Origin of the sequence: Legionella genomosp. 1, from assembly GCF_900640215.1 — a bacterium.
GTDB lineage: Bacteria > Pseudomonadota > Gammaproteobacteria > Legionellales > Legionellaceae > Legionella_C > Legionella_C quinlivanii_A.
In genome coordinates, this window is record NZ_CAAAJH010000005.1 from 145,211 (window position 1) to 164,872 (window position 19,662).

The following is a 19,662-nucleotide window of genomic DNA, read 5'->3' on the forward strand; positions in this document are numbered from 1 at the left end:
TTTAAACTCGTACAATATTCTGCACAGGGAATTACGAATGGTTCATTTCAGAAAGCAATCCTCCGCAAAACGAGGCATGATGCCGGGCTCAGCGGTGTATGTGGGTGAAAATCCGCCCAAACCTACACGCGCGTTCATACACATTTATGATGAATTCAATTATCAATGCCACGAGGGCTTTGACCAGGAGCTTGTAGAGGCAGCGCTTGCCGAGAAGAAAACCGTCTGGATTGATATTTTCGGCTTGCAGAATGTTGAACAAATTAATCACTGCTGTAATGTATTCGGTGTTCATCCTCTGATTGTTGAAGATATCATGAATACTCATCAACGGCCGAAAGTGGATGTCATCAATGAGGGTTTATTCATTGTCTTTCGTATGATGGATAAGCCTAAAGAGCAGGAATGCGAAGAAAGCGAGCAATTCAGTATTATCATCAAGGAAAATCTGCTGATCACTTTTAGAGAGAGTGACGATGAAGAGCTGGTTTCCCTGTACAAACGCCTGGCAATGGAAAACTCCTTAATCCGCGATCAGGTTGTTGATTATCTGGCTTATCTTTTGATGGACCAGGTGGTGGATAATTTCTTTGATTATGTGGAGGGAATTGAACAATCACTTACTGCGATTGAAGACAGGCTGATTGATAATCCACAAACTATTTCCTTGCAGAATCTTTATGTCATCAAGCGCCGTATTATGCTGCTTCGTAAAATCATCGCTCCTCTTCGAGATATTGTCCATTTATTAATTTCCAGTAAGGGGAAATTAATTAATGCTGAGTATCATATGTATTTTCGCGATCTGCATGATCACTGTTTGCGGCTTTTGGAAGCAATTGATTTGCAGCGTGAAATGACGAATAACATGCTGGAGATTTATTTGTCAACGCTCAATAATCGTATGAATGAAACCATGAAAATACTGACTTTGTTTGCCAGTATTTTCATTCCACTGACCTTTATTGTAGGCGTATATGGAATGAATTTTGACTATATGCCTGAACTGAAATGGCGTTATGCCTATCCCACGGTCTTATGCGGCATGGCCTTTTTAGCTGTGGCCATGCTTTATTTCTTCAAGAAAAAGAAACTGCTTTAAGATTATCGCGCTCGGCTGCATTTCTGGGGTCGGAGGATGAGAGAGGTCTTAGATCTTCGGTTCGGGCCGTAGCAGAGAACTTGCCTCGTGATCGCAAGGCTTTCGCTGAAACTTCTATCGAAGAATCTTTTAGCTGGGTAGCCTTTACGTCAACAGGCTCTTGTGACTTAAGATCTGCGGTCGGTGGTGCAGGCAGCGCTGCGACTTCTTTTAAAGTGGTTTCGTCTTTTTTATCTTGTTTGGTAGAGGATTCAATCTCCCTTAATTTACTCCCATTGAGATGAATCTCTGGTCTTTCTTCTCCCGGAGGTATAGCTGAGAAGCTAAAGTGGGCACGATAGACAAGCTCCATAATAGATGGATTATACAATGAAGCCATCGCTATTTTGGTCACAAAAGGAGGCATTCCCTTAATTTTCTGCAAGGCTTTTGCTGAGATATCTGGCTCACTTGAAGCAGCCCAAACTGCCAGGTTTTTTGAGGTCTTGATGATAGCCTTCGTCACTGCTGGGCTGCCTTTCCTAAACGCTATCCAGTCCGCCTTAATCAGAGGGTCATTGGTAAAACTGGTCTTACTGACGAACATAGAGGGTGCTACCCAGGGGATTACCTTTTGCAGATAGGGATGGCTCCAGCAGCTTTGCACGATCTCTCCTGCCCTCTCCCAATTAAAGGTGGATTTCTGCTGTTTTAACATTTCGGGGATTTTTTTCTTGGCTCCTTCCATGATTAATCCATCAACAAAAGAAACGCCTCGGCCGAAAAGTAATAGCGGGTCAACCACATAGCGTGAGGTTTCATCGACAGGAGGAGGAAGATTCATATGCGTCGCAGTGGCAATCTGCATCAACACCGCAAATTTCAGCATCACATCCTGATAGTGTTCGCGGGGTATCCCGGTTAAATAAAAAATCCCTTCAACAAAGGCAAAGGCCACTCCGCGCGACCCTATTCCCAGTGAGGCCGCCAGCTCCCAATTCTCCTCAAGATAGGCAGTAATATGCCGGTTGCAATGCTCAGGCATTGCCATCGCCAGAATAAACTGGCCATCATAAAGAATTAATAAGACGGTAGAAACCATCTCTCCTACATAGGGAATAAAACTAATCCCCCAGATCAGACCGCGGGTTGCCCAGTAGGTGATACTGTTTTCAATAGAGCCCTTGAATTTTTCCATGAAACCACATTTCTGCTGTTGGCAAATGGTCATTGGAATTGGCGCCGCCCCTGGAGCTGGGGGAGCCATAACTCTAAATGAAGCGCCATTTAATACATTTCCTGCCTCCGAAAACTTTTTTGAGGCATCCGAAATGTGCATTAACATATGGGTTGTCGTTTCGACATTTTTTTTTGCACGATACAAAAAACCCAGCACATAGAGACCACCAATAAGGAGGGTCAGGCCGGTATTGACACTAACCAGCTGCTCTTCGTCCTCAGTGTATAAGGCTCGCAATTGCTCGACTGCTAATTTAGTGATAAAACTTGCCGCAACCAGGGGAGCAACATCACGGCCCAGGATATAGGCCATATTTTTGTATACGGAACGTACTGAGGAATTTGTGAGGTTGTATGCGAGATCAGGAGCGACCGCCATTTGTTTGAACCCATAGGAAACGACTTTATGTGCTGAATTACCCAATCCCTTTGCAACGGTTGTCAATGTGCTATTATTACTCAACGACGTTAGCGCATTGTTCAGACTTTTTCCCCAATTCTGAACCGTAGTTCCCAAATTTTGAACGCTGGCCATCCATCCCATAATGCTCTCCTGCAATAGTCCGAAATTTCGAGAGTGTTCATCAAGCTGTGTCCTTACCCACAGACACGCCGTCATCTCGAACGCAGTGAGAGATCTCCCAAATCTTGGTTTGTGCCAGCATTCAGAGATCTCTCACTGCGTTCGAGATGACATGGTATGAGAGTTTGATGAAGCCTCACGAAATTTCATTCTATGGGGAAAATCTGCAAATAACCAGAGCAAGACGTTCATTTTTGTTTAATATCCCCTGAATGCGGTCAACTGCTTATTATGTGGTTGATTTTAGTTAAAATCGGATTCAGTCGTTTTATCGGAATATTCGCAGTATTGTCGAATAGGGCATAGTGGGCAACGCGGTTTTCTCGCCTGGCAGATATAGCGTCCATGCAGAATAAGCCAGTGATGCGCGTCATGAATAAATTCCTTGTCGACACGCTTTAATAAAGCATTTTCAACTGCTAATGGAGTTTTGCCCGGTGCAATTCCGGTGCGATTAGCCACACGAAAAATGTGTGTATCAACTGCCATTGTGGGCTGACCAAAGGCGGTATTGAGGATTACATTGGCTGTTTTTCGCCCTACACCGGGCAGTTTCTCCAGGGCGGCACGCTCAGCAGGTACTTCCCCTCGATATTGAGTAACCAGAGTCTCACAGGTCGCGATGACATGTTTCGCCTTGGTATTAAAAAGTCCTATTGTTTTGATGTAGTCTTTAAGCCGCTCTTCTCCAAGCTCTAAAATGGACTCAGGTGTATTGGCGACGGCGAATAGCCTGGCAGTCGCCTTGTTGACGCTGACATCAGTAGCTTGCGCTGAAAGCAAAACAGCGATTAACAACTCAAAGGGCGAATGGTAAATCAATTCCGTGGTCGGATGTGGATTTAAGGATTGAAAGATTTTAAATATCCTGTGGCGTGTTTCCTGATTCATTAAGCAAATTCCAGTCGATTTCTATTCACCCGAAGGGAGGCGAATTTTCTGGCGCAAGTTTAGCGGGTTGCCAGTTATGGAGCAACCGCATTTTTTAATGTTCCTGTGAACTCAGACGGTCCGCTACGTAGCGGCCTACCAACTGCCCAATCACTATCGCCAGATAGGCCTGCCCGGTAAAGGACTCAAACCATGAGAGTGTCTGAGCGAAAGGGCTAAGCGGTAAAATATCGCCATAGCCTATAGTGGTTAAGGTAACGAAAGAATAATAAATCGCCAGGTTTTCTTCATTCATGCCCAGGTTTGAAAAAGCCCCGGGATTTAGGCTGCAAAGCATCAGATAAATATAGGCATAACTTAAACCGATAAAAAGGTAGGCACATAAAGAACCGAATAAAGTAGTTATATTGATGGATTTATCATGAAAAGTATATCGCAGGCAACCTGCGAACATCAGCATAAAATAGATTGCAGCAAAGGAAGAGCGGATGGTATTTAGCCGGGGATAATCAATTAGAACCAGCAGAATTTCTATGGCGGCGGTTGTCGTCAATACCGCCAGCAGTTTGAGGGAGCGATTTCCAATGACAAACAGACTGGAGACGATCAGTAAAAAGAAGAACAGGTTGGCCAGGCCTTCAGCAGAATCGGCGTAAATCGCATGGATTGTTTTTGCCAGGCAGAATGCAATCAGCACAAAAAACAAAAAGAGAAATCGTAAACGTTCAATCAGTGAAATAAACTGTTTCATAGAAAATCCTTTTCTATTCGCTTTGCTCAGGAGTGTTGTGTCAGTAATTCACGAGCATGCGAGCGTGTTTGCTCCGTAATAGTGATTCCGCCTAACATACGAGCTATTTCATTCACTTTTTCTAACTCATTGAGCGGGAGAATGCTCGAGTAGGTATGATGTGCATCACTGTGTTTCTGCACCATGAAGTGATGATGCGCTGAAGCGGCGACCTGTGGCTGATGGGTCACACAAAATACCTGCAGGCGCTCTCCTAATTGGCGAAGCAGTTGTCCTACCAATGCGGCTGTTGAACCGCCAATGCCGACATCCACCTCATCAAATAATAAAGTAGGGGTGGCGCCGCGTTGAGCTGTAATCATCTGAATCGCAAGGCTGATTCGCGATAATTCTCCACCAGAAGCAATCTTGTTCAGGGCATCAGGGGTCATCCCCGGATTGGTGCAAACCTTATATTCCACTTTATCGAGGCCATGAGACTGCATTTTTTCAAGAGCGCTGAGCTCCATGCTGATGAATCCCTTGGGCATCCCTAATTTCTGAATAATATTGGTAATTTCTTTGGCGAGCTGTGCAGCATGCTTTTTGCGCGATTCGCTTAGTAAAGCAGCCGCTTTCTGATAGGCCTGCAAGTGAATCTGATATTGTGTTTCAAGTTCGGCCGTTCTTTGCTCGGCATCATTTAACTTTCTAATGTCTTCTTTCAGCTTTTCTGCGTGAGCGACAAGCTGCTCTGGCTCGACATGGTATTTACGGGCAGCCTGATGAATTGCGCCCAAGCGTGATTCAACCTCTTGCAGGCGTTCCGGATCCAGTTGCACCGATTCGACAAACTGTTTAATTTCAGACAGTGCCTCTTCGCATTGAATCGTGGCGGTTTGCAACAGCTCGAGCGCATTCTGGATAGCGGGATGCTGAGATGGCAAATCAGCTAGAAGCTGTAAGCCTTGATGCAAAGCCTGACTTATATTAAGACTTTCATCGCCATCGAGCATCTGCAGAAGCTGATTGCCGCTCAGTAAATAATCCCTGGCATGATGCAAATGCTGATGTTCAGCATGCAGACTGTCGGTTTCGCCTGCTTTAAGCTCCAGATTATCCAGCTCTTCAATTTGAAACTGTAGTAAATCAATCCGGTCCTGCTGATTGTCGAGTTTTTGTAATTGCTCGAGTTCCTGCTTTATTTTTTGACACTGCTTGTAATGGAGCTGCACATTCTGCAGAAGCTCGGGGTGGTTGGCATAATGATCCAGATGCTGGCGGTGGGTGGCGTGCTGCATGAGGGTCTGATGCTGATGCTGACCGTGAATATGGACCAGCATTTCACTGAGCTCTTTTATTTTCTGTAATGGGAATTGATTGCCATTAATATAGGACTTTGAACGGCCTTCGGCATAAAGCAGGCGTCGCAAAACCAGCTCGCCATCCGAATCAATCTCATGGTTTTTAAGCCAAAGCGCGGTATCTTTTGATCCGCTGCAGTCAAAAACGGCAGTAATGTCGCAGCGTTCAGCGCCCGGCCTCACTACGGAGGAGTCGGCACGCTCACCGAGAGCTAACATCAGGGCATCAATCATAATGGATTTACCCGCGCCGGTTTCTCCGGTAAAGGCAGTCATTCCCCTGGCGAAATCAAGCTCCAATGATTGTACAATTGCAAAGTTTTCGATGCGTAAGGTGGTCAGCATGATTTATCCCTGATGCTTGGATTCCCAACCCAATTTAATGCGTAGTGTATCATAATAGTGATAGTCAAGCGGATGCAAGAGGCGCAGGCATTGCGCATTTTTTTCAATATTCACTTGCTGCCCTGGTTTAACCAGCCTTGACTCATGACCGTCACAGCTTATTCGCAGATCTGACTCATTGGAGTTGCTGATAACCAGATCGATTGAAACCTGTGAATCAACGACCAGCGGACGCGAACTTAAGCTGTGAGAGAACATCGGCACTAAGACAATGGCATTGAGTTGCGGATGCATAATGGGGCCGCCTGCGGATAATGAGTAGGCCGTTGAGCCGGTAGGGGTTGAAAGAATCATTCCGTCTGAGCGATAGTGGCTGACAAACTGTTGATTAATGTAAACGTCAAATTCAATCAGATGGGTTTCATTGCCACGGCTTAAGACCACATCATTCAAGGCATTGCCTTGAAAGTAGGTGTTATCCTGGTCATGAATTCGCGTCCTCAGCAAAAAACGCCGTTCTTCATAATATTCGCCATCAAGAACCGGCTTAATCTGTTTCTCAAGTTCGGAAGGAAGAATATCGGTTAAGAATCCAAGGCGGCCTCTATTAATCCCAATAACTGGTACATCAACCCCGATGGCCATTCTTGCGGCGGACAGCAGGCTGCCATCCCCGCCAACGACCACGATTAAATCCTGTTTTTTACCCATATGAATTCGGGATAGTACCGGCAGACCGGTATCGAAATGGTCTGCGGTATCGGTATCAACAAAGGTTTCAACTTGCCTGGCCAGGAAATCAATCAAACGCTGTATGGTTTCATTGACCCCCTGATTGGCGCGGTGTTGACGTGCATATAAAATCACGCGTTGAAATTTCTGTTTCATCATCTCAATGACAAAGTTAAATGTTATTCTTCAACATTAGCACGAGAACTGCGTTTACGATCGGTTTCTTTCAATTCCTTTTTACGGATACGGATGGTTTGCGGCGTTACCTCAACCAATTCATCGTCATCAATAAATTCCAGAGCCTGTTCGAGACTGAGTTTTATTGGCGGCGTCAGCAAAATATTCTCATCGCTGCCTGAGGCGCGAATATTGGTCAGTTGTTTTTCCTTGGTGACATTCACAACCAAATCATTATCGCGGGAATGGATTCCAACCACCATGCCTTCATAACACATTACTTGCGGTTCGATGAATAAACGGCCGCGATCCTGCAGGTTAAACAGAGCAAACGCTCTCGCAGCCCCCTGACAATTCGCAATCATGACGCCGTTGTTCCGTTTGCCGAGACGGCCTTTAAAGGCCGGACCATAGTGATCATACACATGATAATTAAGACCGGTACCGGAGGTGCTGGATAAAAACTCGGTGTGAAAGCCAATCAGGCCGCGAGTCGGAATCAGATAATCGAGGCGAACACGGCCTTTCCCATCGGGAAGCATATTCTGCAGTTCCCCGCGGCGTTCGCCGAGTTTTTCCATGATGCTGCCCTGATGCGTTTCTTCAACGTCAACCGTTAAACGCTCGTAAGGTTCAAGCATCACGCCATCTTCCTCGCGCATGATCACTTCTGGTTTGGAAATGGCCAGCTCATAGCCTTCGCGGCGCATATTTTCAATGAGAATGGATAAATGGAGTTCGCCGCGGCCTGACACTTTGAACTTGTCAGGGTCAGCCGTATCTTCCACCCGCAGGGCGACATTGTGCAGCAATTCAGTTTGCAGACGTTCGCGAATCTTGCGGCTGGTTACAAACTTGCCTTCCTGACCGGCAAAGGGAGAATCATTAACCTGAAAGGTCATGCTGATAGTCGGCTCATCCACTGTCAGCGGCGTTAAGGCTTCCACGTTATTAGGATCACAGAGGGTATCGGAAATATTTAACTGCTCAATACCGGTTACCGCGATTATATCGCCGGCGCTGGCTTCTTCGACCTCAACCCGCTCCAGACCTTTAAAGCCAAGGAGCTGCAACAGACGACCGCTGCGGATAGCGCCGTCTTTATCAATGATCTTGACCGGTGATTTTGCCTTGATGTTGCCGCGAGTAATTCGGCCAATGCCGATGGTTCCGACATAGGAAGAGTAATCAAGCGAACTGATCTGCATCTGGAAGGGGCCATTCTCATCTACGTCTGGCGGAGCCACGCGATCGACGATAGTTTCCAGCAGGGCGTTCATGTCACTGGCTTCTTCATCCAGTTCCAGCATGGCATAGCCATTCAGTGCGGAAGCATAAACAACCGGAAAATCAAGCTGTTCATCAGTTGCTCCCAGATTGTCAAACAAATCAAATACCTGATCCATAACCCAATGTGGACGCGCACCGGGACGATCAATTTTATTAATTACGACAATGGGCTTTAATCCACGGGCAAAGGCTTTCTGAGTGACGAAGCGCGTTTGCGGCATAGGGCCGTCTACGGCGTCGACTAAGAGCAGCACGCTATCTACCATAGAAAGGATTCGCTCCACTTCACCGCCAAAGTCGGCGTGCCCAGGGGTATCCACAATATTAATCTGATAATCACGCCAGTACACACAGGTGTTTTTGGCCAGAATGGTAATACCCCGTTCTTTTTCCAGGGCATTCGAGTCCATGACGCGTTCCACTTTAGGCCCGCGCTCATTCAGCGTACCAGTTTGTTGTAATAATTTGTCAACCAATGTCGTTTTACCATGATCCACGTGCGCGATAATGGCTATATTTCTTATCTTCTCAATCATAAAAAACCTTGTTCAGGACGAATAACGATGCACAGCTGCAGGCTTATAAGCCCATTTTGCCAAAAAATACTCTTTTTGGATTCTTGCGGCGGTGTAGTAATTAATTGTGCTTACATTATACACTAGATGCGGTCACAATCCTAATGGCGATTTGTCAGGCGTTGTTGCATAAATGAGGATAGGCGAACTAAAACCGTCTTTGCGAGCGTCAGCGAAGCAACCCAGTTCCTACTTTCTTCAAGGTTCGATCTGGATTGCTTCGCTTCGTTCGCAAAGACTACACGTTAATGCATGGTTCTATTATGGAACAATGCTGATTTGTGAGGGGATGAATGACCTATTGCCTAAATCAACGAGGCCCAACACGTTGCTGATTTTGCTGATCTGCCTCGGCCGTTGCCTGCATGGACGCATCAGGTGCCGTGCCGCAGGAGCGGAATTGCTGGGTTAATTGTCTGATACTCGCCGGATCAATGGGCTGACCTTGGGGAATCTGCTTAAGCAGGGCATCGGTTTGCGGATTTTTTCCAAAAGTATTCACCACCTGGTTTTGCAAGGCCTTTATGCCTCCATCACTGTAGTTATCCGCGACCCGGTTAAGCATTTTGTTAAATACCGTTGTGGCCTGGTCGACCTCGGCTTTGGATAGCTTTCTTGAATTGCCGGGTGCAGGAGAGGGATTTCTAAGATTATTTCGTTCCTGTTGGGTCTGGGTTTTTTCTTCCTGTGCTTTTTGTATCTGCATGCGCATTTCTGACAGCTGGCTAAGCTGGGTCTGCTGGGTTTGTCTTGCGGCACCTAATTGCTGGTTATTTAAGCCATGCTCACCGCTTCTGTTATTTTTAATGACATCCTCTACGCTGGTCATCTGGCCTTTGGCGCGATTAAAATCGCTGCTCGCCTGCTGCTTTTGCGAAGCACTTAAACTGTTCAAGTCGGTGACATCTTTATCGACCAGATAAAGACTGCCATCATCGCCTTTTAATATACTTTTTCCTTTGGGTGCCACATAGGCGGTGTCATTGAAGTCAGAAGTCGGGGTCCCGTCTGCCTTATAGGCAGATTTTTCGCCCTTGTAAACAGCAAGCATATCTTCCGTGGCTGCTACCTCCACCTGTTTAGCGTTCACCTTGGCAATATCAGCTTTGGTTTGTTCCGGGGATACAGTTCCTGCCTCTTCGGCGATCTTATCCATATCCTTTGCGATCTCTTTTTTCAAATCCGCGAGACCTTTCTCGATTTTTGCCCGTTCAGCGGGATCTTTTGGATCATATTTTTTCACTTTGTCGGCGCTAGCCTGATAGGCATCATGCTTTGCATCAATCGTTTCTGTATTCTTTTCTAAACGCTCAATCTCTTTATTGGTCGCTTCGATATCTTTATTGAGATTATCAATTGATTTCTGTAATTCGCCTATCTGAGCGTCATAGGCATCAATCCTTGCGTCCAGTTCGGCTTCTTTTTCTGCTTTGACAGAGGCGGAGTCAGTATCGGCCAGTTGATGTTGCCTGTCCTGCTGTATTTTCTGGTCAATCGCTTCCTGCATCTGGATGTTTCTTTCTGCAATCTTGTCTTCATCCTGTTGTGCTATATGCACGAGAAAAGCGGCCAGGCGCTGTTGCTGCAGCAATTCTTCTCGTTGCATTTCTTCCCGGGCTTTTTCCTGTTCTACGGCCTGCATCAGTTCAGTAGCAACTTTTTCCTTGGTGGTATCGCCTGCCGGGGTATTTAGAAAGTTGATGACATCCTTTGCTTGCTGCAACCCCCGTTGTCCAAGCTTGATAGAAGGGTTTTCACCTTCAGGGGCTGGGGTGATGTCCACTTTATTTAACCAGGTCTGCAATTTTTCGGCAGTGAGTTCGACGGTGATTTGCTGTTCCGGATCGTGGAGCATTACCGAGCTCATATCCGCTTTAGGTGCCTGGGTGTCTCCGAGATCAGGACTGTCGCCAGTGTCTGAAAAATCAGCACTGGAATTGTATAAATAAGAAGAACCAATAATATCCTCCGGCTCTTCCATCTCTTCCATTGTTATAGAGTGCCTCGGGCCCAGCGAGAGCCCCGCATCAGGCGTGGGCTTGGCTTCATGGCCAGGAGGAAGTTCAGCCGGTTTGGGAGGAGGATTGACGAAATTCCTGATTGCATCGACACCGCTCAAGAGTTTGGGCTTCAAAGCGTCCAGGGCCTGCCCTCCGAGCGCTTTAGCGCCCTGGGCAGCTCCCTTTAGCTTCGTCTCTGCAAAATCAGTCGTCATTTGGTTCATTTCAAGAACCATATTCAACAGTTCCTGTACCACTTGCTGCATAGGTTCGGCATTCTTGTCGACTGTTACACTAAAGAAATGCCCTTCTTCTGCCGCGGGAGCTTCTTTATCGTCTTTCTCTGGGGCAGCTCCTTTTGCAGGCGCAACTGGGGCGACCGCCATTTTTGCTTTGGAAGCTTCGGCGGCAAGCGCAGCGTTTGCTTCATTTTCCCGAGCTTTTTTATTGTTCTCTTCAGTCTGCGCTGTATTACTGGTAGATCCGGACATTCTTTAAAATCTCGTCAGAAACATCATATTCATTAATCATAGCATAGCCATTTTTTATGCTGTAGCCGGCGCAAACAAACTATTTATTTTTATTGATCTAAGCTGTGGGGGCAGGCAGATCTGGTACTTCTTCCGCTACTGAATTCTTCACCGCGTCATCGTCTATGGAAGTCATTAGCGAGGAACTATTGTCATCAGCTTCTACGCTGACAGCATCCCCAATCTGAAAATCGGCTTCATTCGTAAAGGAACTGGCGAGAATATCCTTTGGGGACTCCGGGAGTTCGCTCATTTCAAAAAGTTCATCATCCTCTTCGAATAAGGAAGCACTTTCCTGTGGTGATGGTGTTGGCAAAGGCATATCCGCTTTTGGGATTTGAGTTTCACCGAAATCGGGTTCGTCACCGGTATTCCCGGTTTCAGGACCGGGATTATATAAGTAGGAGGTCGCCAGGATATCCTCTGGGGACTCCATCTCCGGCTTCACCACTCCCATTGAAATATTATGATCTGCATCCAGGGCCAGGCCCTCATCAGGTTTAGGCTTAGCTTCCTGGCCTGGTGGAAGTTCGGCAGGTTGTTTATTATTAGACTTATTGAAGAAGCTGGTTATCTGGGCGGCTATCGAATCAACTGCCTGGCCTCCCAGTACTTTACCGGTGGCGGCAGCGCCTTTGATTTTATCTGCTGCAAAGTCGGTAAACTGGGCATTGAGGTCATTGATAAGGTTCATCCATTCCTGAATCATCTGCATCCAGGGATCTGCATTTTTATCCACTTCCTGATGAAAAAAAGATTCTTCCGCGGCAGGCGCTGCTTTATCTTCTTTTTTTACGCCCGCGGTATTGGCGGGCTGTGCTGGGGCCATTGTGGTTTTGGCCTTGGCGGCTTCTGCGGCAAGCGCTGCATTAACTTCTTTATCCTGAGCGGCTTTTTTATTCGTTTCCTCGGTTTTGGAAGCGGTATCACTGCTGACAGTTGGCGCAGGAGCGGCAACTGTACTCTCTGGCTCGGGGCTTGTTGTAGTGGGAGCCGGGGTTGAAACGGTTTCAACGGTTTCAGCGCTGCTAGACTGGGTAGTACCTGACATTGTGGTAATTCTCATGAAATACGGTATACATTAATCATAGCATAGCCAGTTTTTCCAAAAAGAGGACGACAGATTCTTGATGCAATCTTTACGTTATTGAGTTCTTTGTTTGTAGATAGTATAGATTAATTGCTCTAAATGGATTTTTCTAATACAAAAGCAGAGTGAGGGTAATGGATAATATTGTGAAAATAAACGGTCTCATCGCTTAAATTGCGATATCCATGTGCATGGTCAGCAGCGAAACGGATTGCTTCCCCTTTAGTAAGCTGCTTCCATTGTTGATCAATTAACACATCTAAAGCGCCGTCAATCACAATAACATGTTCGACTACGCCAGGCTCATGGCCTCCCGAATGCTGCTCACAGCCAGGGAGTAGTTCGATCTTGAATATTTCCACATGCAAATGTCTGTCGAAGGGAAACAGGGGGGTAACTTTAATAAGCTCGTCACTGTGTTCCCAGGCACTGGTACTTCCTTCGAGAAACAGTTTGGCTGATTCCTCAGCAGGCTCTTCTAAAAAAGAGGAAAAGGAAACTCGAAAGCCACTGGCAATTTTCCAGAGGGTGGCAACGGTAGGTGATGATTCAAAACGCTCAATTTGTCCCAGCATGGCTTTGCTGACAGTGGTTTCCTGGGCTGCTTTATCAAGGCTCCATCCATAGTGCTGCCTCAACTCACGCAGGCGTATTCCAATACGCTGGTTTAACTCGTCCACAGGGTTCCCCTATTAAAGCACTCTCGTATCCGGGTGGAGAACCTGATACGAGAGTCTGATAATAAAAACTTGAGCGTTATAACGCACAATGCTATGCTTTGGGTCCTGCGCGTTATAGCGCATCCATCATAACATACCTAAAGTGTTTTTAATAGGAATCCAAGCATGCGATCGTATTTTTCTCTTTCTCATCTCTCTGCCGGATTCATCGCGGTTCTGGTTGGCTTCACCAGCTCGGCTGCTATCCTTTTCCAGGCCGCTTCCGCTGTGCATGCTTCCACTGCGGAATTAGCTTCCTGGATTTTTGCTTTGGGAGTGGGCGTATCGTTAAGTTGTATTGGATTTTCGCTGTATTACCGCATGCCTATTCTGACAGCCTGGTCTACGCCGGGAGCAGCCCTTTTGGCAAGCAGCCTGACAGGGCTGCACTTGTCTGAAGCCGTGGGCGCCTTTATTTGCTCTGCATTATTGATATTTCTGGCTGGTATAAGCGGCTGGTTTGAGCGCTTCATGGCCCGTATACCGGGGGAACTGGCTTCTGCCATGCTTGCCGGCATTCTCCTGCATTTCGGTTTGAATGTATTCCTTGCATTACAGGATGCCCAGCTGATGGTTTTAGTGATGCTTGTGGCCTATATTCTCGGAAAGCGTTTTTATCCTCGCTATGTATTGCTTGTCGTCTTGTTGCTGGGCATTGCAGTGGCTGCTTTACAGGGTGAGCTTCGTTTCCAGTCTGTTCATTGGAGCTTTTCAGGGCCTGTGTTTACCTGGCCTGAATTTTCCTGGTCAGTATTCTTCAGCGTAGGCTTGCCCCTGTTTATCATCACTATGACATCCCAGAATATCCCTGGCCTGACGGTATTAAGAGCGGAGGGGTTTAATCCTCCTGTTTCAAGACTGGTTAGCATTATGGGGGCAGGCAATTTGCTGATGGCTCCTTTTGGCGGCTTCAGTTTGAATCTCGCCGCGATCACTGCAGCCATTTGTGCGAATGAAGAGGCTGACCCTGATGCATCAAGACGCTATCGTGCCACAATGAGTGCAGGCCTGTTTTATCTGATGATGGGGTTATTCAGCGCCACTATTGTCGCTTTATTTTCAGCATTCCCTTCAACTTTGGTTTTGGCGGTTGCCGGTATGGCTATATTTGGTACGCTGGCGTCCAATCTCAAAGAGGCTCTGGATAATGACAGACAGCGCGAAGCGGCCTTACTGACCTTTCTGGTTTCTGCTTCAGGCCTTAACTTTTTTGGGATCAGTGCGGCATTCTGGGGCTTGCTCGCAGGTATATTATCTTCTTTAATTATTAAACAGAGTTCTGCAGCCAAATCCCTGTTAAACGAAAAGGATCCGGAATTGTGTAATGAATAGATTAAAATCGGGACGTTTTCTGTTTAAAGAAACGATAAGTCCCACTTTTTTTAATTTGAATTATTACCTGCTTGAAGCGGGCTGGATGCCTGCCAGATTCAAATGGATGGCTCATTTCAGTGACGCCAATCTGCAGTTTGATGAAAATGCGGCGCAGTGTCTCGAATTCAAACACTGCCTGAGCGATTTGGTTGCTGAATATTGTCCGCAGGTCATGATGCCGACTTTTATCATTAATGATCAGAATTGGCCTGTTATTTTGCAATTTCTTAATCAAGACAGCTTTAGAAAGCAAGATTCTGTATGGATTTTAAAGCCTTCCTTGTTAAACAATGGGCAATTTATTAAAATTTTTAATAGTCTCGCTGATCTGGAAACCCATTTCTCCAGTAACCAGCGCCTTGGTGGAGAGCATGTACTGCAGCAATACATTAACCAGCCTCACTTATTAAGGGATCAACGTAAATACAGTATTCGCATGTTTCTGGTACTCAGTAATTATGCCGGCGCCTATCTCTTTCCTCGTGGCTACCTCAATGTATCCCGCCACCCCTACACTCCTGAACAATTCAGCGATTTGCGCCCCCACCTGACTAATGAACACTTGCATGAAGAGGAAAGCAATGTCATTCAGATTCCCTCTGAGCGTTTTGAATTTTTCCCAACTCTTTATCCACAAATCCAGCAGATTGTTTCACAGTTGGTCCGGGCCCTGAAACAACGCTACCCACAGGCATTTACCCGTTTCACATTAAAAACTTTTGCTTTATTTGGTGTGGATTTTATGGTGGATAGCAATGGGCGGGTCTGGTTGCTGGAAGTTAATCACGGCCCCTGTTTTCCCATAGAAGCAGAGCATCCCCTGCAGAATTATTTATATTCTGATTTCTGGCATGCCCTTTTGAAGAGTTTTGTTTTACCCATTGGTTTAAATCTCCCCGATGCCCAGATTGATTATTCCTTTTTTGATAAACTTGTCTGATAAATCACAGCAGCTTGGAGGTACTTACTATAGTTTGCTGGTTTATCCATTCCGACCAGCTGCCTGAGTAACCTCCAAGACGTGCCTGGGAATAATGATAAAAATAATCAAGAAATTGATAGCGCTCAACAAAATAATGAGTCAGCTCGCTATCGGAACGGCTTGTATTGGCTAGATCATAGTAAGGGGGAACGGCGGCATGGCGGGCAATGATTTCATCAAAACTCACCTCAGCTGCATTGTTTAACATATCATACATCACTATGAACGTTGTGGAGCGTCCTTTCCCTCCACGACAATGAATATGCAGCCAGGTTTGCGGCGGCAAATGATCAATAAAGCTGACAAATTCATCGACAATCTCATCATTGGGCCTCTGATGGTCACTTACCGCTAAACGGTAATAAACGAAGCCTAAACTGCTCACCAGTTGCTTTTCGTTACTCAATGATTCGACCTGAACTGTCAAACCCGCGTCAAAACTCTGTTCCAGGAATTGATCAGGAGTCAATATTCCTGAAATAACTTCGGATTTACCCAGATCTTTAAGCCAATCCAGTTCTGCCTGTTCCGCTTGTTCAGTGGATTTACCAAGGTTGATCCAGTTATGAGTGTCAGAAAGAGTGATGGAGTTACCATTCAGATAGGCATGATTTTCCTGTCTTAAATCCAGAACGATGCGTTGCGATGCTTCGTCATTGCTTTTTGCCGTGATATAGCTTGCCAGTTGAAGCCAGCCTTGCAAATTGGGATTAGCACTTGCGGAAACCCACAAGGCAGAGGGCTCTTCTTTCTTAAATTGAATAATTTGCGATAAATCCCGCATCGAGGCCAATGCGATAGTCTCCGGCATGGTATCCTGAATCAGACAGGGGTTTGCTGTAGTCCCATCACAATCTGGCTGGTTACTGGCATATAAATTGAGAATCAGGAAGCTTAACAGGAATGCGAATATGCGTTTATACATTGCAACACCCAAGCGATGCAAAATTTCAGTTTAGGAAAAAACAGAGAAGGGTTCAAGTAAAAACGATTAATTAACTTATTGAAAAATAATATAAAAATGCATGTTTTTTTTATATTCTGCGCTTTAAAGCGCTGCTATTCAAATACTTTATTCAGCATGATTTTTCTTTCGGCTCATGCCTAAATTTTAATCTTTTGGTATGCACTTTGCTAAACTTTCAATGACAAGTACAAAAAAAGGAAGCCATTCATGAAGAAGTTGATATTGCATCCCACAGAACTTAGTCAATGGCATGCATTGGTGAATGAAGCGCAAGCCTCAACGCAGATGGTCTTAAATGAAACAACTGAAAGTTATCTGGTCTTTCTGTTAATGCGTTTTTCACAAGGCCCCAAACTGATTGAATCGGTAATTGCGATGGATTTTCTCGAGTCCATGAATTCCACCCGGCATAAGCAAGTTGAATTGCTAAGGGATGTAGGGGATAAAAGCTTATTATTCTGCGGTTTGTTCCCCGGAATGGCTCAGAAAAGGCATGTCAGCCTCCGTTATTTTTCAGATATGGGAAAGGCCGCCTATCTTACAGTGGGAGAACTGCAGGAAAATCAAAGCGCGGAATTGTATTTTCAGCTCAGTTATGAGTTTTTAACCTTGCAGCAAATATTGCAGGCGATGCGCAGCGAATACTTAAATATGCAACATGCGGACAGCATCGTTTTGTCAGGAAAAGAGATCCCCTTGCAATAATCTTACAGGCTAGCTGGGAAGCAAGCTTTCCCAAGCCGGTCAGGGCAGGAGACACTGCCGTTAAGTTAAGGAAATTATGTCCTTCCCGCGAAGGCGGGAATCCATTCCTCAATTGGCATTATAGCTAGCTCAGAGAGGATTCCCCGTCTTAGCGGGGAAGACATTCTAATATAGAAGTAAGCTTAATTAATAACAGTGAGGGCAGGAGAAAGCCGGATTATTACATTCCATAAAACTGATAAATTGTTTTACTTAAACGCTTCACCAGTTCATCCATTTCTTCTTCGGTGATAGTTAGCGGCGGTAGAAGCCGAATGACATTCTCAGCCGTCACATTAAATAGAACTCCATTCTCCAGGCCAATCAGGCGGGCATCGCTGGCCGGTTTGTCAATTTCAATACCAAGCATCAGACCGCGACCACGAATGGCACGAATTCCCGGATGCTCATGCAGACTACGCATCAGTTTGTCCTGCAGCTGCATTCCATCATGAGCCGCTTTTTCACAGAGCTTATCTCTTTCGATTACATCCAGAACAGTAAGTGCTGTTGCACAGGCTAATGGATTGCCTCCAAAAGTGGAGCCATGATTTCCTGGCTTAAACAAGTCGCAGGCTTTGCCGCTCATCAGGCAGGCTCCAATGGGTATGCCGTTGCCAAGCCCTTTGGCCGTAGTCAGAATATCCGGCTGAATTCCTGCGTGCATAAAAGCAAACAATTTGCCGGTTCTTGCATTCCCTGACTGGATTTCATCGAGAATCAGTAGCCAGTCATGTTGATGGCATAAATCGGATACTGCGCGCAGATAAGAATTTTCTGCTGGAAAAATGCCGCCTTCACCCTGAATAGGCTCAAGCATGACGGCAACGATATCGTCGCGGTTTTCAGCAATGGTTTTCAGCGCCTGAATATCGTTAAAGGGGGCGCGGATAAAACCTGGAACCAGCGGTTCAAATCCTGCCTGCACTTTTCTGCTGCCGGAAGCGGTTAATGTTGCCATGGTTCTTCCGTGAAAGGCACGATCCATGACAATGATTGAAGGGGTTTCAATGCCCTTTTTATGCCCGTACAAACGAGTCAGTTTGATAGCCGCTTCATTGACTTCTGCACCCGAGTTGGCAAAAAATGCCTGCTGCATGCCGGTCATTTTGGTCAGCCGTTCAGCCAGAAGTTCCTGCTCTTTTATATGAAACACATTGGAAGTATGTAAAAGTTTTGCCGCCTGATTCTGAATAGTTCGAGTGACATCAGGATGCGCATGCCCCAGTCCACAAACGGCAATGCCGCTTAGACCATCCAGATAGGCTTTTCCATTCTCATCAAACAGCCATACTCCCTCTCCATGAGTGAATGAAATTGGCATTGGGCTGTAACTGGTAATTATTGCCATGATATTCCTTTTCCAGGTTATTCGAGCTGCTGCATGGATTAATGCAGGAATTGAGAGATATCGGGGCGAACGAGAACGATATCGATCGCCCCTAAAATAGCAGTATTTAAATTAAAAATGAACTCCTGAATTAACGCATGTTCTTGCTTACGAAATCCCAGTTCACCAATGACCAGAATGCGTTCACATAATCCGGTCGTGCATTGCGGTAATCGATATAATAGGCGTGTTCCCAGACATCGCAGGTGAGCAGGGCGGTTAAATTATCAGTCATCGGCGTGCCTGCATTGCTGGTACTGATGATTTTGAGATCACCGGCATTGTCCTGAACAAGCCAGGCCCAGCCAGAACCAAAGGTAGTAATCGCTGTCTGGGTAAATTGTTCTTTGAAAGCCGCAAAAGACCCGAAGGTTTTGTTAATCGCCTCGCCTAATTGTCCAGTAGGCTCTCCGCCACCCTGTGGGCTCAGGCAGTGCCAGTAAAACGTGTGGTTCCACACCTGGGCTGAATTGTTAAATATGCCGCCTGTTGAGTTTTTGATAATTTCTTCCAGAGACATGGACTCAAACTGGGTGCCGGGAATTAATTTATTCAAATTGGTGACGTAGGCATTATGGTGTTTACCATAGTGATATTCGAGAGTTTCTTTGGAAATATGGGGTTGCAGAGCATCCATTGCATAAGGAAGTGGAGGGAGTGAAAAAGCCATGATTTCTCCAATAAGTAAGTTGAATGGGTAAGTGTAGCAGGATGTTGAGCATATTCAATTAAATCAAAGCGCTTTATAGGTTAAACGACGGGAATGACTGGGGAGCTGTACTAAAAAAATGATTGAAATGACAGGCCTGGATTGCTGTTCAGTTGCTAATTGAACTTATTTTCGCCATAATTATGTTTT

General features: G+C 45.9%; 16 protein-coding genes. 4 read left to right on the plus strand and 12 right to left on the minus strand.

Going from position 1 to position 19,662, the window contains the following annotated elements; all coding sequences use genetic code 11:
• The first annotated feature begins 37 nt into the window (after positions 1-37).
• Positions 38-1,102 (plus strand): magnesium/cobalt transporter CorA, encoded by a 1,065-nt coding sequence (corA, locus tag E1O89_RS07020; RefSeq protein ID WP_133139542.1) that lies wholly within the window; start codon positions 38-40, stop codon positions 1,100-1,102.
• On the opposite strand, the gene E1O89_RS07025 is transcribed toward corA, so the two are convergent.
• The 9 genes from E1O89_RS07025 to E1O89_RS07065 form a co-directional block, all read right to left on the minus strand.
• Complete coding sequence (locus E1O89_RS07025; protein ID WP_133139543.1) at positions 1,080-2,864, minus strand: hypothetical protein; 1,785 nt, start codon at positions 2,862-2,864, stop codon at positions 1,080-1,082. The genes corA and E1O89_RS07025 overlap by 23 nt on opposite strands.
• 282 nt (positions 2,865-3,146) lie before the next feature.
• Positions 3,147-3,794: an endonuclease III gene (gene nth / locus E1O89_RS07030; RefSeq protein WP_133139544.1), complete on the minus strand. Its 648-nt coding sequence runs from the start codon at positions 3,792-3,794 to the stop codon at positions 3,147-3,149.
• A gap of 94 nt (positions 3,795-3,888) precedes the next feature.
• A complete protein-coding gene (locus tag E1O89_RS07035) occupies positions 3,889-4,545 on the minus strand; it encodes a potassium channel family protein (protein WP_133139545.1) in 657 nt (218 codons plus the stop codon).
• 26 nt (positions 4,546-4,571) lie between these two features.
• Complete coding sequence (recN, locus tag E1O89_RS07040) at positions 4,572-6,233, minus strand: DNA repair protein RecN (RefSeq protein ID WP_133139546.1); 1,662 nt, start codon at positions 6,231-6,233, stop codon at positions 4,572-4,574.
• 3 nt (positions 6,234-6,236) lie between these two features.
• The gene (locus E1O89_RS07045; RefSeq protein ID WP_112218886.1) at positions 6,237-7,121 is read right to left on the minus strand and encodes an NAD(+) kinase; all 885 of its coding nucleotides are present in this window, start codon (positions 7,119-7,121) and stop codon (positions 6,237-6,239) included.
• Between the two features lie 23 nt (positions 7,122-7,144).
• Entirely contained in the window at positions 7,145-8,968 is a 1,824-nt protein-coding gene (gene typA / locus E1O89_RS07050; RefSeq protein ID WP_133139547.1) for a translational GTPase TypA, read from the minus strand.
• A 349-nt stretch (positions 8,969-9,317) separates the two neighbouring features.
• Positions 9,318-11,498, minus strand: coding sequence for a hypothetical protein (locus E1O89_RS07055; RefSeq protein ID WP_133139548.1), 2,181 nt, complete (start codon positions 11,496-11,498; stop codon positions 9,318-9,320).
• A gap of 97 nt (positions 11,499-11,595) precedes the next feature.
• A complete protein-coding gene (locus E1O89_RS07060; protein ID WP_133139549.1) occupies positions 11,596-12,588 on the minus strand; it encodes a hypothetical protein in 993 nt (330 codons plus the stop codon).
• A 134-nt stretch (positions 12,589-12,722) separates the two neighbouring features.
• On the minus strand, positions 12,723-13,286 hold the full coding sequence (locus E1O89_RS07065; protein WP_410054763.1) for a helix-turn-helix domain-containing protein: 564 nt from the start codon (positions 13,284-13,286) through the stop codon (positions 12,723-12,725).
• Between the two features lie 186 nt (positions 13,287-13,472).
• Here E1O89_RS07065 and E1O89_RS07070 point away from each other — a divergent pair, with 186 nt between their 5' ends.
• Together E1O89_RS07070 and E1O89_RS07075 are read left to right on the plus strand one after the other, a co-directional pair.
• Complete coding sequence (locus E1O89_RS07070) at positions 13,473-14,678, plus strand: benzoate/H(+) symporter BenE family transporter (protein WP_133139551.1); 1,206 nt, start codon at positions 13,473-13,475, stop codon at positions 14,676-14,678.
• Positions 14,671-15,660, plus strand: coding sequence for a YheC/YheD family protein (locus E1O89_RS07075; RefSeq protein WP_133139552.1), 990 nt, complete (start codon positions 14,671-14,673; stop codon positions 15,658-15,660). Before E1O89_RS07070 ends, E1O89_RS07075 begins: the two co-directional genes overlap by 8 nt.
• A 4-nt stretch (positions 15,661-15,664) precedes the next feature.
• Here the strand turns inward: E1O89_RS07075 and E1O89_RS07080 are convergent, their stop codons facing one another.
• The gene (locus E1O89_RS07080; protein ID WP_133139553.1) at positions 15,665-16,627 is read right to left on the minus strand and encodes a tyrosine protein phosphatase; all 963 of its coding nucleotides are present in this window, start codon (positions 16,625-16,627) and stop codon (positions 15,665-15,667) included.
• A gap of 249 nt (positions 16,628-16,876) precedes the next feature.
• On the opposite strand from E1O89_RS07080, the gene E1O89_RS07085 reads away from it, so the two are divergent.
• A complete protein-coding gene (locus E1O89_RS07085; RefSeq protein WP_112218894.1) occupies positions 16,877-17,374 on the plus strand; it encodes a hypothetical protein in 498 nt (165 codons plus the stop codon).
• Between the two features lie 220 nt (positions 17,375-17,594).
• Here the strand turns inward: E1O89_RS07085 and E1O89_RS07090 are convergent, their stop codons facing one another.
• Both E1O89_RS07090 and sodB read right to left on the minus strand, forming a co-directional pair.
• Positions 17,595-18,764 (minus strand): aspartate aminotransferase family protein, encoded by a 1,170-nt coding sequence (locus E1O89_RS07090; protein WP_133139554.1) that lies wholly within the window; start codon positions 18,762-18,764, stop codon positions 17,595-17,597.
• 130 nt (positions 18,765-18,894) lie between these two features.
• Positions 18,895-19,473 (minus strand): superoxide dismutase [Fe], encoded by a 579-nt coding sequence (sodB, locus tag E1O89_RS07095; protein WP_133139555.1) that lies wholly within the window; start codon positions 19,471-19,473, stop codon positions 18,895-18,897.
• Between the last annotated feature and the right edge of the window lie 189 nt (positions 19,474-19,662).